The following is a 13,766-nucleotide window of genomic DNA, read 5'->3' on the forward strand; positions in this document are numbered from 1 at the left end:
GTGAAACATCTCACTCTTCCACCGTCTCAATGACGAAAATGACGCATGCCGGTAAAGACCATGGCAAGGCCAGCATCATCTGCAGCCTTGATGACTTCTTCATCACGAATGGAACCACCCGGCTGTATCACGGCCGTTGCGCCAGCCTCTGCCGCAGCAAGCAGACCGTCTGCAAAGGGAAAAAATGCATCCGAGGATACAACAGACCCCACAGCCCAGCTCTGCCTCTCGCCGTTGGCTTCTGCCGCCTGGGCGGCACGAAATGCCGCTATGCGGGAGGAATTAACCCGACTCATCTGCCCTGCACCAATACCAACGGTCATAAAATTCCGCGCATAAACAATCGCATTCGATTTGACATGCTTACCAACCGTAAAGGCAAACAGCATATCGCGCATTTCCTGTTCCGATGGCTGGCGCTTGGTGACAACCCTTAAATCCTCGCCTGTCACCAAGGTGTCACGGTCCTGTATCAGAAGACCGCCCGCAATCGCCTTGACCTGTAGCCCACCTGAATGGGGATCCGGAAGAGAGGATGTGACAAGAACACGGACATTCTTTTTTGCGGAAAGAATACGGCTGGCCTCAGGATCAATACCCGGCGCAATAATAACTTCAAGAAACAGGTCGCAGAGATCCCGTGCTGTCTCTGCATCCAGAGAGCGGTTAAAAGCAACAATGCCACCGAAGGCGCTCTCTGTATCACACGACAGGGCCTTGCGGTATGCCTCATGCACTGTGTCGGCAACAGCAACCCCGCACGGGTTGGCGTGCTTGACGATAACACAGGCAGTTTGAGAAAACTCGGCAACGAGCTCGAAAGCTGCATCGGTATCGTTAAAGTTATTGTAGGATAGCTCCTTGCCTTGAATCTGTATTGCTGTTGCAACACCGGGACGCTGCTCCCCAGTAAGATAGACAGCCCCACTCTGGTGAGGATTCTCTCCATAGCGTATGGTTTGCTTCAAACGACCGGCAAGAACCATACGAGACGGGAAGGTACTTCCAACCTGCCGGGAGAACCAATCTGAGATAGCGGCATCATAGCATGCCGTCCGGGCATAAGCCGCAGCAGCCAGTTGCCGACGCAAATCATGGCTGGTTGCCCCGTCATGCACAGTCATATCCTCCATGACACGGACATAGTCAGACGGATCAACAACGACCGTTACAGAATCATGGTTCTTTGCTGCAGCCCGGATCATGGCCGGCCCACCGATATCAATCTGCTCTACGCAATCCTGGAAATCAGAACCTGCCGCAACTGTTTCGTCAAACGGGTACAAGTTGACCACTACAAGATCTATTGGGTTGATCCCGTATTGCTCCATTTGTTCTTCATGAAACCTGTTACCCCGTATGCCAAGGAGACCACCATGAATTTTGGGATGGAGGGTTTTGACACGCCCATCCAGCAGTTCAGGAAAACCAGTTACGTCAGAAACCTCACGCACAGCGATCCCGTTTTTGGCAAGAAGCGCAGCAGATCCACCAGTAGACAGGATTTCCACACCTTTACCCACAAGGAAGCGTGCGAAATCAACAAGGCCGTTCTTGTCAGAAACAGAAACCAGCGCCCTACGAATATGGGGAATAGCACCAGAAGCAGACATGGACAGATCTTTCCTGAATCTTGTGAGAGCTAGATCCGCTGATAGCACAAAGCGGTCACCCGCGTATATCCCCATGAACCATGGCATCATTTCATATTGCATACAAAAACGTGCACATATTGCTGTTTCAAACGCCACCGAGATTAATTTTTATTACAAAACAAGCAATGAGGATGCTTGGTGAATTGGGTTGTATTTTATAAAAATCAATTACCTTAAGGGGAAATTCAGACAAGCACCCTAATCATCTTAACCATATGTGTTTGATGTACATTTTAGATATCAATTGCACTCAATACGAGCTACCTGTCGTACCTTTCAACTAGCATAAGGAAAAAAGGGTCGTTATTGTTCAATCAAGAATGACGATATTTCTAAAATCTGAAAACATCATGGTGTCACAAGGTGAATAGTGAGAGCAGAATAAAGATCCGCCGCAGACAACCAATCACGGCGAAAGAATACGGGCCCGATCCTGTTGACGTACACGTCGGGAAGCGCCTGAAACTGCGCAGACGCCTGATGAAGTTGAGTCAAGAGCAGCTGGGAGAAGCTGTCCGCGTTACGTTTCAACAGATACAAAAATACGAACGTGGGCATAACCGCATATCGGCATCCCGCCTGTATGATATTGCGCGCGTTCTTGGTGTTGATGTTGCTTTTTTCTTTGAGGATATTGGGCACGATGTCACAGAGCATCGTCCGACACAGAACCTGCCACAAAACGCAGGATTAGGCGAAAATCCCGTGCCCGCCTATGAACAAGATCCTCTCTCACGTAACGAAACCATGGAGCTGGTCCGCCTTTTCTGGAAACTCCCCAGCAGCGAAATGCGTCGTAACATTCTGGAATTGCTGAACAGTATGAGCCGACGCGACTAAATCAAGAATTCACAGAAAGTATAGCACCATGGCCGGTCACACCACGTGATCGGCCATAATTTCTTCTACAATGGCCTGTGAAACATCGAGGAAGTGAATGACTTCACCGCAGCGTCGATCTATCGCCCTTCCCTCTTCAAGATCCTTCTTAAGGCCTTCCAAGACACCGTGGATTCCTCGCAAAAGGCGGCGCACGTCACGAGAATCGAACGTATCAGTTGTATAATCTGAGCGAAGAACCGAATTCACACCCTATACCTCCCTTGGGCAAACGACTCAGGCACTCGCAAGCAGGTGATCCTATGCCGCCTTGCGCAAAAAAGCCAAACCCTGACAGGGATGGACTATAATAGTTCTTCCGGAAAAACACAATCCTTGATTGTTCGCTGTCGATAGAGTGTTGACCCGCCTATCACAATGCCCCATCTAGGGATTTCGGAAACAACGCGTTTCCGTACAATATGCTTTTTGGAAACGCTGACCTATGTCTGATTCATCTCCTGCCGTGTGGCACGGCACCACAATTCTTTCTGTACGAAAAAACGGCCGGGTTGTTGTTGCCGGAGACGGGCAGGTCACTCTCGGCTCCACGGTCATAAAATCCAATGCAACAAAAGTGCGTTACATTGGTGACGGCACTGCACTGGTTGGATTTGCAGGGGCAACCGCTGATGCCTTTACCCTGTTCGAACGCCTGGAAGAAAAGCTCCGTCAACATCCTGGCCGGCTGGCCCATGCCTGTGTTGAACTGGCAAAGGACTGGCGAACCGATCGTTATCTGCGCCGCTTGGAAGCCATGATGGCCGTTGTTGATCGCGATGTTTCCCTTGTTCTGTCAGGAACCGGTGACGTTCTTGAACCCGAGGATGGCCTGATTGGTATCGGTTCGGGGGGAAGCTTTGCCCTTGCAGCCGCACGGGCGCTGGTTGATATCGAAGCCCTTGATGCAGAAGAGATAGCGCGACGCTCCATGAAGATCGCTGCCGATATTTGCGTATACACAAACCGAAATATTGTTCTGGAGAGCCTGTAAATGACAGCGTTCAGCCCCCGTGAAATTGTCTCTGAACTGGATCGCCATATTGTCGGGCAGGCTGATGCCAAACGGGCTGTAGCCGTAGCACTGCGAAACAGATGGCGCCGCCAACAATTGCCCGAAGCCTTGCGTGAAGAAATCTTGCCCAAGAATATTCTCATGATCGGACCAACGGGAGTCGGAAAGACAGAGATTGCGCGCCGTCTAGCAAAACTGGCCGAGGCGCCTTTCATCAAGGTTGAAGCAACAAAATTCACCGAAGTGGGGTATGTCGGCCGTGATGTTGAAAGCATCATCCGCGACCTGACAGAAACAGCTGTTCAAGACACACGCGTCCGCCTGAGGCGACAGGTTAATGCCAAGGCCGAGGTAAACGCTGAAGAACGTGTTCTCGATGCCTTGGTCGGGGAAAAGGCAAGCACAGAAACACGTCAAAAATTCCGCAAGATGTTGCGCGAGGGCAGCCTGAACGACCGTGAAATTGAACTGCAGCTCCGTGATACAGCCAATCCATCCATGCCAACAATTGATATCCCCGGAATGCCCGGATCACAGATGGGGATGCTCAATCTGAATGACCTGTTTGGCAAAGCATTTGGCGGAATGACCAAAACGCGCAAAATGACTGTACAGGACAGTTACGACATTCTCCTGCGTGAGGAGGCAGACAAGCTTCTGGACGAGGAACAGGTGGTCAAGGAGGCCATCTTCTCTGTAGAAAACAATGGCATCGTCTTCTTGGATGAAGTGGACAAAATCACAGTCCGGTCGGAAAACAGAGGTGCAGATGTATCCCGGGAAGGAGTTCAGAGAGATCTGCTGCCCCTGATCGAAGGAACCATTGTGACCACCAAGCACGGCCCGGTGCGAACAGACCATATCCTGTTTATTGCATCCGGTGCATTCCACGTTGCCAAGCCATCCGATCTCCTTCCGGAATTGCAGGGTCGTCTTCCAATTCGTGTTGAGCTTCAGCCGCTTTGCCAAAATGATTTCCGCCGCATCCTGACAGAGCCAGAAGCCAACCTGATCGAGCAATACAAGGCCCTTATCGGGACCGAAGGCGTTACACTGGCTTTTACAAATGACGCCATTGATGCTGTGGCCAAACTTGCAACCGAGATCAATGCTGCTGTCGAGAATATCGGTGCCAGACGTTTACACACAGTTCTGGAAAAACTTTTGGAGGAAATCAGCTTCTCGGCAACCGATCGGGCTGGAGAAAGTATTACCCTGACAGCAAACGATGTACACGAAAGGCTGGGTGGCATGGCAAACAAGGCTGATCTTTCCCGCTTTATCCTCTAAATCGAAATTTGCGCCGGGCAAGAAAATTTTGTCTCAGCTCTTATCGTGTTGAAGCCATAACGCTTCTTTTACCATGTTACGAACAAAGTTCTGATGTGCCTCCACTTCTTCTGGGGTGGGGGCATGCGGACGGGGTTCCCGGTAGGTACGAGGTGAGGCTGTCTCCCCGCCAACCATCCCGGAATAAGGAGCATTTGACAGTACAAGGCCAGGCTGTCGGCCACCACGCAATTCCAGATAAACTTCAGCCAGAAGTTCCGAGTCCAGAAGTGCACCGTGCTTGTCACGACGGCTGTTATCAATATTGAATCGCTTGCACAGAGCATCCAGGCTTGCTGGTGCACCGGGAAACTGGCGGCGTGCCATCAGGAGCGTATCAACAGCCCGCTCGAACGGAACGGGCGGAAAGCCGTGTGCAACCAGCTCCGCATTGATGAACTTCATATCAAAAGCAGCATTGTGGATAACCAGCGGGGAATCCGCGATGAAGTCCAGAAATTCTTGCGCTTTTTGAGAGAACAGAGGCTTCCCGGACAGGAACTCTGTTGTCAGCCCATGAACACGGGCCGCATCGGCCGGCACATCCCGTTGAGGGTCCAGATACGTATGAAAGGTTCTTCCTGTCGGAACAAGATGAACCAATTCCAGACATCCGATTTCAACAAGCCTGTGTCCCTCTGCGGGATCAAAGCCCGTTGTTTCCGTATCAAAGACAACCTCACGCATCCTGTTTCAACCCACTTGTTCTGAAGAGAGCAACCGAACAATACGGTGCAGGCTGCGAAAAGTTACCCCACGCCCAAGCCCTGTAGGCACAACCCAGTCCGCACGCCTGCGTTTTTCATGATCCGGCATTTGCCGTGCCAGAATAGCGCACAGACGCTCCTCCGTCATTCCTTTACGGGACAAAACCCGGGCTTTCTGGATGGAAAATGGCGCACTGACAACAGCAACATAATCACAGCGATCCTCCCCCCCTGTTTCAAACAATAGGGGAATATCCAAAGCAACAAGGGGAAAGCCCGCACGCCGATGCTGTTTGAGGAAACGTTGCTCCGATTGACGAACCAATGGATGAACAATGTTTTCCAGACGGGAAAGAGCCTCCCGATCAGGGAAAACGCAGGCGCCAAGGGCCACTCGATCAATAACCCCATCACGGACAACACCAGAAAAGGCCGCAGCAACAGCCTGAACGGCTGCACCCGACGGGCCAAGCAAAGCGTGCACCGTCGTATCAGCATCATGAACGGGAACGCCAAGAATACGCAGCATACGGCAGGCTGTGGATTTCCCCATTCCAACCGAGCCTGTGATTCCCAAGATAATCATGTCAGATGCAGGCTCTTGATAACGTGATCACGCAACAGATTATCCACAGTGGGCATAACACCGAACCAAGTCCGGAACCCGGGGCAGGCTTGGTGCAGGAGCATTCCCAAGCCGTCAACCACCCTGTTGCCACGTCTGCGTGCTGTAGCAAGAAGTGTCGTCTCCAGCGGTTTATACACAATATCACACACAACAGCCTGTTCCGACAGAGTATCAAGGGACAGCAACAACGGCGGACAGCCTGTCATTCCCAAGCTTGTTGTATTGACCAGCAGAGACAGTGACGGAAAAAATGGCTTGTAGTTATCCCATTTAACAACCGTAATTCCCGCCCCCAGGTCACGCGCTATAGCTTCTGCTTTTTCAGGTGTTCTATTGGCAATTAAAATATCCTGAAACCCGGCACTGATCAGAGCGAGCACGACTGACCGGGCCGCACCACCCGCACCAAGAACCAACGCCGGACCTTTGGGATCAACAAGACCAGCCTGGTCCTGCATATTGCGTATAAAGCCATCCCCATCCGTCGTATCGCCGTGTATGGATCCATCTGTGGAAAACGTCAGGGTATTCACCGATCTTGCCGCACGGGCTGTTTCCGAAAGCGTATCACATAGCCTCAATACCGCTTCCTTGTGCGGAATTGTCACGTTGACACCACAAAACCCCATACGCGGCAAGGCACGCACAACCATTTCAAGATCATCCGGGTGAACGGGCAGGGGAACAAAGGCACCATCAACACCATAGGTCTCAAGCCAAAACCCATGCAAAAAAGGACTAGCCGAGTGGGATACCGGCCATCCCAGAACACCGGCTAATTTTGCATGCCCACTGATCATCATGGATCCACAATCCCATGCTGACGCAAAACATCCAGGACTGGCAAAAGGGGAAGGCCAAGGATCGTGAACCAGTTCCCCTCCATCTGTTCAAAAAGATGAATGCCCAAAGCTTCCACCTGATAAGATCCAACAGATGAAAAGATCTTATCTCCAGCTTTATCCAGGTACTTTTCAACGTATTTTTCACAGATCGAACGCATTGTCATAAAAGAATTATCTGCAGATTTCCACAGAACACGCTTATTCATGCACAAGGCGACACCGGATACCAGGCGATGCCTCTTTCCGGAAAGCATCATCAACTGCTTTTTTGCCTGTCCATAATCACCGGGTTTGTCAAACCATATCCCGTCACACTCCAGAATTTGGTCTGCCCCCAAGACAAGGGTTTCCGGATAACGCTCTGACACCTGAAGCGCCTTGGTACAGGCCAGTTCCATCGCGGTCTGCTCCACCGTCAAGCCATCGTTACGGCAGGACTGTTTCAGGGCGCCTTCATCAACATTTGGAATATCGACATGGAACGGTATACCGGCATCACTGAGGATACGGCGACGGATCATACTGCCAGAGGCAAGGACAAGACCGGGTTGGGACACTGTTTCCGTAGCTCCTGTTACACACTGCCCCGTTTCTGTGCATAAAGCTGCATAACCGTGGCGGCTGCTTCTTCTATCGATTTGCGGGTCATATCAATAACCGGAATGGCGTGCCGGGTAAAAAGCCTTCTGGCCTGAATCATTTCGTCCCGAACCCGATCCTCGTCGGCATAATCCACAGAACCGATATCTCCCCCCATCATTTTCAGCCGATGACGCCGTATATCGGCGAGAACAGAAGGATCCCGGGTCAAGCCCACAATCAGTGGCCCAGGGATTGAAAACAGATCAGATGGCAGGATAACACCCGGAACAACAGGAATGTTGGCCGCTTTCAGGCCACGGTTGGCGAGATACATACACATCGGTGTCTTGGATGTTCTTGAAACCCCGAACACAATGACATCTGCCTCGGAAAGACCTTCCAGCAACTGACCGTCATCATGATCAATTGTAAACTGGATAGCATCCATACGGCGCAGATAATGGGCATCAACAACATGCTGTCGCCCAGGTTTGCCATGGACCGGACTTCCCAGATACACGGACAGGGCATTCAGAACCGGGTCCAGAACCGGTATACACGGAACATCCAGGCTCATGAATTCGTGCTCCAGGGATGCGCGGATATCAGGGTCAACAACCGTATACAAAACTGGCCCTGGATCGTCTCTGATTCCCTGTATCAACCGACAGGTCTGCCCTGATGTACGTATCAGGAACCAATCGTGCTGGCGCAGGGCAAGGTGTTCAAACTGGGCCAGACAGGCACGGGCAATACCGGAAATGGTTTCTCCGCTGGAATCAGATACCAGATGGATTGACAGGACCCGTATATCCACCATCACCACATTGTCCCTCTTGTCCACAAGATAACCCAAACGCCGTTGATAACAGGGGATAAGAGCCCACTTTTAAAAACAGGCTATTTTTCATACCTGTTTTCCCCGATTTCAGTCACCGGATAATCCCCTTGTCCATAAAGATCAGATACGGAATGTGAAGACCGTGTACAATTTGCCACAACGGATGAAACCCACATCATCAACAGCCTGTGACAAAAAGATCGACTCTTGTTACATAGGGGCATGACGTCATACTTTCCCCTGTTTTTCCACGTGGATCTACGACGACATGATTATCCACCATGATAGTGTGGACAAGATCATGAACAACGGTAATCCCCTTTATTCACAGGGATCAACAAGTCACTACATTTCCTTTAACAAGAAACTTTTATATTTAGATGGAAAACAAGGAAAAGGATTGACCGTGCCACCTGTTACAAAGCCCTTGCTGAAAGCTCTTGCAGGACAGAAAACAGAAGAAATTCCCCTGTGGCTGATGCGTCAGGCTGGACGCTATCTACCGGAATATAGGGAAACACGGGCAAAGGCAGGCAACTTCCTTTCACTGTGCTATACGCCAGATTTGGCAACAGAGGTCACACTCCAACCCATAAACCGCTATCAAATGGATGCGGCGATCCTGTTTTCAGATATTCTGGTTATTCCTGATGCGCTTGGGCAGAACGTATCCTTCCGCGAAGGGGAGGGACCATGTTTACCACCTCTGGAAGGACCACAGTCCCTTGATACCCTGGATCCCGACAAAATTCGTTCTCACCTTGATCCGGTGTTCAGGACGGTATCCAGTCTTGCTTCACGGCTTCCACAGAACACAACCCTGATCGGTTTTTGTGGGGCACCGTGGACTATTGCGACCTACATGATAGAGGGGAAATCCTCAAAGGATTTCTCTAGAACAAAAGCCTGGGCGTATTCAAAACCAAAAGACTTCGCGCGATTGATAACCCTTCTGGAGGACGCATCGGTTGACTACCTTTGTGGGCAGATAGAAGCCGGTGCTGAAGCGCTGCAAATTTTTGACAGTTGGGCGGGGGTGCTGCCCGAAAAAGAATTTTACCGATGGGCTTTGGAACCTGTGCAACGCATTGTCAGTGCGGTAAAGGATCGTCACCCCCATATCCCGATCATAGGATTTCCGCGCGGAGCTGGCCTTCTGTACGAGCGGTTCGTCCGCGAGAGTGGCTGTAACGCAGTGAGTCTGGATACCACAGTACCCTTGGAATGGGCTGCCCGGACACTGCAGCCACACATGACGGTACAAGGAAATCTGGATCCGGTTGCTCTTTTGGCAGGGGGGGAGTACCTTGACCAAGCCGTTGATGCCATTCTTGATTCCCTTGGGCGTGGTCCCTTTGTCTTCAATCTGGGGCACGGCATTTTACCTGCAACGCCACCGGAAAACGTAAGTCATCTTGTCGAGCGTGTCCGTGCTTTTGCCCCCGGGAGAGTATCGTGAAAAGGTTGGCTGTTGTCGTCTTCAATCTGGGTGGACCAGATCATCCAGAAGCTGTAAAGCCCTTTTTGTTCAACCTGTTCAATGATCCGGCGATTATTGGTGCACCAAAGCTTGTGCGGTGGCTTCTGGCAAAGTTTATTTCCTCGCGGAGAGCACCGGTTGCCCGTGAAATTTACGAGCATCTGGGAGGAAAATCCCCACTGCTTGAACAAACCAGAAATCAGGCCAATGCTCTTGAAGGGGCATTGGCTGATATGGCCGATACGGTAAAAGTCTTTGTTGCCATGCGCTATTGGCATCCGATGACGGCTGAAACAGTGTGCGCTGTTAAAGACTTTGCACCAGACCAGATTGTTCTTCTTCCCCTTTATCCGCAATATTCATCAACGACATCAGGATCCTCACTCAAGCTTTGGACAGAAGAAGCCTTGAAGCAGGAGCTTGATGTGCCAACGTCCACATTGTGCTGTTATCCCGATGAAGCTGGCTTGATCGATGCCTTGGCTCTGAAAATTCGTGACACCCTGTCGCAACTTTCTACAAATGTACGCGTTCTTTTTTCGGCCCACGGATTGCCAAAAAAAGTCATTGCAGCGGGAGATCCTTACCAAGATCAGGTGGAGCAGACCTGTCATGCGCTGGTCGAGTGTCTTGGGCTTCTGGGGGTGGATACTGCAAACCTGGACTGGACGATCTGCTATCAAAGCCGTGTTGGTCCCCTGGAATGGATTGGCCCGTCAACGGATAATGAAATTATTCGGGCCGGAAGGGACGGGGTTGCGGTTGTGATGGTGCCGGTTGCTTTTGTGTCCGAACATTCCGAGACCTTGGTGGAACTGGACATCGAATATGGGGCCCTTGCCCGTGAAAGCGGCGTGCCGTCCTATGACAGGATTATGACGGTCCAGTGTAATCCGCGTTTTATCAGTGGGTTAGCTGACCAGGTCCGAAAAACGCTCTTGATCCCCGGTCAGCTTCGTTCCTGCCATGACCGGAAATTGTGCCGCGATGATAAAATCCGGTGCCCCCATGCATCGGATCGTATGACAAAGGATAAAGCGGATGTTTGCATTGATGCCTGTGGGGTCTGACCCATACCTGTGGATCAAGGCCCTGCATGTGACCGCGGTTATCACCTGGATGGCCGGCTTGTTCTATCTGCCACGACTTTATGTTTATCACGCTGCAGAAGGGGAAGGGAATTCAGCGCTTTCTGAAACCTTCAAGGTCATGGAACGCCGTTTGTTGCGGGCAATCATGAATCCTTCAATGGTGATTGTATTCTCAACCGGCCTTCTTTTGGCTCCGGACTGGCTGAAAGGGCAGGGGTGGTTGCATGCGAAGATTGTCCTGGCCCTTGGCATGGCGGTTTGCCACGCTTTTTATGCCCGTTGGCGCAGGGATTTCGAAGCCGGGCAGAATATGCGTTCCCATCGTTTTTACCGCATTGCCAACGAGGTTCCGACGCTTCTTCTTCTGGGAATTATTATTCTGGTTATTATCAAACCGTTCTGAAACGTTGCGCCGTATACGGAAAACGTTGACATGGGACTCAGTTCATTTTAACGGTACCGGTATGGAAGTCACGGCCATGCATTTGGTCCGGGCTTCTTCCCTCCCTTATCCGCTGCCTTTTCCAGACACGTTTCTGTCCTTGTTCCCCAAGATTGGTTCATGCCGTTCAGAGCAAGGGATTTGTATCCAGTGCAGAAAAGGTCCAGGCGGCTTCTCCATCGTCTCCGACCGTGCCCCCTGATCGTTCAGAACAGGCGAAGACCGGAACCGGGGCATACTGACTGGTAGACCTGTATGCATCTGAAGGACCTGAAAAAGAAAACACCGGCCGATCTTCTGAAACTGGCCGAAGAACTTGATGTTGAGAATGCCAGCAGTCTGCGGAAACAGGATATCCTGTTTGGTATCCTGAAGTCGCTTGCCGGACGTGGTACGGCGATTTATGGAACCGGTGTCCTGGAAGTTCTGCAGGATGGTTTCGGGTTCCTGCGTTCTCCGGAGGCCAATTATCTTCCAGGTCCGGATGATATTTACGTCAGTCCGACCCAGGTTCGTCACTTTGGCCTGAGGACTGGTGACACGGTTGAAGGCCAGATCCGTGCCCCCAATAACGGGGAGCGGTATTTTGCTTTGTTGCGTATCGACACGATCAATTTCGAGGATCCGGAATCGGTCCGTCATCGCATTAACTTTGATAACCTGACGCCTCTGTATCCTGCGCGGAAGGTCAAGCTGGAAATGCATGATCCGACCAACCGGAATATGATGCCCCGTGTTATTGAAATGGTATCGCCGCTTGGTTTCGGGCAACGTGGCCTGATTGTCGCGCCACCGCGAACCGGTAAAACGGTGATGTTGCAGAACATTGCGACTTCAATTGCCGCCAATCATCCCGATGCCTATCTGATTGTTCTTCTGATCGACGAACGCCCGGAAGAAGTGACCGACATGGCCCGCAGTGTCCGGGGGGAGGTTATTTCCTCAACATTCGATGAACCGGCCAACCGCCATGTTCAGGTTGCGGAAATGGTGATTGAGAAAGCCAAGCGGCTGGTTGAGCACAAACGTGATGTGATTATTCTCCTTGATTCCATCACCCGTCTTGCCCGGGCCTACAACACAGTTGTTCCATCTTCAGGGAAAGTTCTGACCGGTGGCGTTGACGCCAATGCCCTGCAAAGGCCCAAGCGCTTTTTCGGTGCAGCCCGCAATATCGAAGAAGGCGGGTCCCTGACCATTATTGCAACGGCTCTGATCGATACGGGTTCCCGTATGGATGAAGTGATCTTCGAAGAGTTCAAGGGAACCGGTAACTCCGAACTGATCCTGGACCGTAAACTTGCCGACAGGCGGACATTCCCGGCAATTGACATCAATCGTTCCGGTACCCGCAAGGAAGAGCTTTTGGTTGATCGCCAGACTTTACAGAAAATGTGGGTTCTGCGCCGTATTCTCAACCCGCTGGGTACGCAAGATGGTATGGACTTCCTTCTTGGGAAGTTGAAAGAAACGAAAGATAACAATGACTTCTTTGAAGCCATGAACAACTGATTGTGCTTGCGTGTCTTGAGAAAGGAAAAGGAGGGGCTATCCCCTCCTTTTTTATGCCGTAAAAAGTTCCAGAACATTCTCTGGCGGCCTGCCAAGACATGCCTTTTCCCTATGTATGACAACAGGTCGTTCAATCACCCTAGGGTGAGCACACATAAACGCAATGAGCTCATTGTCTGACAATGTTTCCAGAGGCATTCCCTCTTCACGCGCTTCTTTCTGTCGCACCAGCTCTATGGCTCTCATACCAAGTTTTGAGAGGACAGATTTCAGGACATCAGGTGTTGGGGGTGTTTGCAGGTACAGGACCACATCAGGTTCTAACCCTTTGCTTTGCAAAAGGGAGAGCGCCTGGCGTGATTTTGAGCAGTGTGGATTATGCCAAAGGGTAAAGGTCATAAACGTTCTTTCAGCTTACAGAGAGGTACTGACACCGTGCACCCACGTTGCCAATATATCCATATCTTGACTTAGCAGGGCAAGGTTGGCGCTCATTCCCTTTTTTATCCGTCCCATGCTCTGATCCAGTCCCAGAAACTGGCATGGATACAGAGAGGCCATACGCCAGGCTTCTTCCCGTTGTATGTCTGTCATCGAAAGAAGCCATTTAAGTCCATGGAGAATAGAGATATCGGAGCCGGCAAGCGTTCCATTCTCTGTTTCCAGCCGTCCATTCCGTCGGAACACAGGCGTTCCATACAGTGAAAATGCATTGTCTCCGGTTCCCAACAGGGGCATAGAATCGCTGACAAGGAAAGGT

16 protein-coding genes (1 of these 16 running past the window's edge) are annotated in these 13,766 nt (G+C 51.1%); 7 read left to right on the plus strand and 9 right to left on the minus strand.

The features are described 5' to 3' along the window. Positions 1 to 26 precede the first annotated feature (26 nt). Positions 27 to 1,613, minus strand: a complete 1,587-nt coding sequence (gene purH, locus HEQ60_RS04750) for a bifunctional phosphoribosylaminoimidazolecarboxamide formyltransferase/IMP cyclohydrolase (protein WP_168070027.1) — start codon at positions 1,611 to 1,613, stop codon at positions 27 to 29. Between the two features lie 405 nt (positions 1,614 to 2,018). Here purH and HEQ60_RS04755 point away from each other — a divergent pair, with 405 nt between their 5' ends. Next, entirely contained in the window at positions 2,019 to 2,495 is a 477-nt protein-coding gene (locus HEQ60_RS04755) for a helix-turn-helix domain-containing protein (protein WP_322099293.1), read from the plus strand. Positions 2,496 to 2,531: 36 nt separating this feature from the next. Here the strand turns inward: HEQ60_RS04755 and HEQ60_RS04760 are convergent, their stop codons facing one another. After that, the gene (locus HEQ60_RS04760) at positions 2,532 to 2,744 is read right to left on the minus strand and encodes a hypothetical protein (RefSeq protein ID WP_168070030.1); all 213 of its coding nucleotides are present in this window, start codon (positions 2,742 to 2,744) and stop codon (positions 2,532 to 2,534) included. A 235-nt stretch (positions 2,745 to 2,979) separates the two neighbouring features. Here HEQ60_RS04760 and hslV point away from each other — a divergent pair, with 235 nt between their 5' ends. Both hslV and hslU read left to right on the plus strand, forming a co-directional pair. Further along, the gene (hslV, locus tag HEQ60_RS04765; RefSeq protein ID WP_168070032.1) at positions 2,980 to 3,528 is read left to right on the plus strand and encodes an ATP-dependent protease subunit HslV; all 549 of its coding nucleotides are present in this window, start codon (positions 2,980 to 2,982) and stop codon (positions 3,526 to 3,528) included. Continuing rightward, complete coding sequence (hslU, locus tag HEQ60_RS04770) at positions 3,529 to 4,839, plus strand: ATP-dependent protease ATPase subunit HslU (RefSeq protein ID WP_168070035.1); 1,311 nt, start codon at positions 3,529 to 3,531, stop codon at positions 4,837 to 4,839. It abuts the gene before it with no gap. A gap of 33 nt (positions 4,840 to 4,872) precedes the next feature. Here hslU and dnaQ read toward each other — a convergent pair whose 3' ends face one another. From dnaQ to HEQ60_RS04795, 5 genes are read right to left on the minus strand one after another with little or no spacing between them, the layout of a single operon-like run. Beyond that, complete coding sequence (dnaQ, locus tag HEQ60_RS04775) at positions 4,873 to 5,565, minus strand: DNA polymerase III subunit epsilon (RefSeq protein WP_168070037.1); 693 nt, start codon at positions 5,563 to 5,565, stop codon at positions 4,873 to 4,875. A gap of 6 nt (positions 5,566 to 5,571) precedes the next feature. Further along, complete coding sequence (gene coaE, locus HEQ60_RS04780) at positions 5,572 to 6,171, minus strand: dephospho-CoA kinase (protein ID WP_168070040.1); 600 nt, start codon at positions 6,169 to 6,171, stop codon at positions 5,572 to 5,574. After that, on the minus strand, positions 6,168 to 7,016 hold the full coding sequence (locus tag HEQ60_RS04785; RefSeq protein WP_168070042.1) for a shikimate dehydrogenase: 849 nt from the start codon (positions 7,014 to 7,016) through the stop codon (positions 6,168 to 6,170). The genes coaE and HEQ60_RS04785 overlap by 4 nt, the downstream gene beginning before the upstream one ends. After that, on the minus strand, positions 7,013 to 7,615 hold the full coding sequence (locus tag HEQ60_RS04790; protein WP_168070044.1) for a Maf family protein: 603 nt from the start codon (positions 7,613 to 7,615) through the stop codon (positions 7,013 to 7,015). Before HEQ60_RS04790 ends, HEQ60_RS04785 begins: the two co-directional genes overlap by 4 nt. 17 nt (positions 7,616 to 7,632) lie before the next feature. Next, positions 7,633 to 8,457 carry a pyruvate, water dikinase regulatory protein gene (locus HEQ60_RS04795; RefSeq protein WP_416046633.1) on the minus strand — a complete coding sequence of 275 codons (825 nt, stop codon included), beginning with the start codon at positions 8,455 to 8,457 and terminating at the stop codon, positions 7,633 to 7,635. Between the two features lie 424 nt (positions 8,458 to 8,881). Here HEQ60_RS04795 and hemE point away from each other — a divergent pair, with 424 nt between their 5' ends. The 4 genes from hemE to rho all read left to right on the plus strand — a co-directional run bounded on the left by hemE (position 8,882) and on the right by rho (position 13,006). Beyond that, a complete protein-coding gene (gene hemE / locus HEQ60_RS04800; RefSeq protein WP_209315414.1) occupies positions 8,882 to 9,940 on the plus strand; it encodes a uroporphyrinogen decarboxylase in 1,059 nt (352 codons plus the stop codon). Then, positions 9,937 to 11,031 (plus strand): ferrochelatase, encoded by a 1,095-nt coding sequence (gene hemH / locus HEQ60_RS04805; protein WP_168070051.1) that lies wholly within the window; start codon positions 9,937 to 9,939, stop codon positions 11,029 to 11,031. Before hemE ends, hemH begins: the two co-directional genes overlap by 4 nt. After that, on the plus strand, positions 11,003 to 11,455 hold the full coding sequence (gene hemJ, locus HEQ60_RS04810) for a protoporphyrinogen oxidase HemJ (protein ID WP_168070053.1): 453 nt from the start codon (positions 11,003 to 11,005) through the stop codon (positions 11,453 to 11,455). The genes hemH and hemJ overlap by 29 nt, the downstream gene beginning before the upstream one ends. A 294-nt stretch (positions 11,456 to 11,749) precedes the next feature. Beyond that, positions 11,750 to 13,006, plus strand: coding sequence for a transcription termination factor Rho (gene rho / locus HEQ60_RS04815; protein ID WP_168070055.1), 1,257 nt, complete (start codon positions 11,750 to 11,752; stop codon positions 13,004 to 13,006). 51 nt (positions 13,007 to 13,057) lie between these two features. On the opposite strand, the gene arsC is transcribed toward rho, so the two are convergent. Together arsC and nagA are read right to left on the minus strand one after the other, a co-directional pair. Beyond that, on the minus strand, positions 13,058 to 13,405 hold the full coding sequence (gene arsC / locus HEQ60_RS04820; protein WP_168070057.1) for an arsenate reductase (glutaredoxin): 348 nt from the start codon (positions 13,403 to 13,405) through the stop codon (positions 13,058 to 13,060). 15 nt (positions 13,406 to 13,420) lie between these two features. Continuing rightward, positions 13,421 to 13,766, minus strand: partial view of an N-acetylglucosamine-6-phosphate deacetylase gene (gene nagA, locus HEQ60_RS04825; protein WP_168070059.1) — the 3' end only. Its footprint extends 839 nt past the window's final position; the window shows 346 of its 1,185 coding nt (coding positions 840-1,185); its start codon lies beyond the right edge, outside the window; its stop codon occupies positions 13,421 to 13,423.

This window comes from Haematospirillum sp. H1815, from assembly GCF_012102705.1.
GTDB lineage: Bacteria > Pseudomonadota > Alphaproteobacteria > Rhodospirillales > Rhodospirillaceae > Haematospirillum.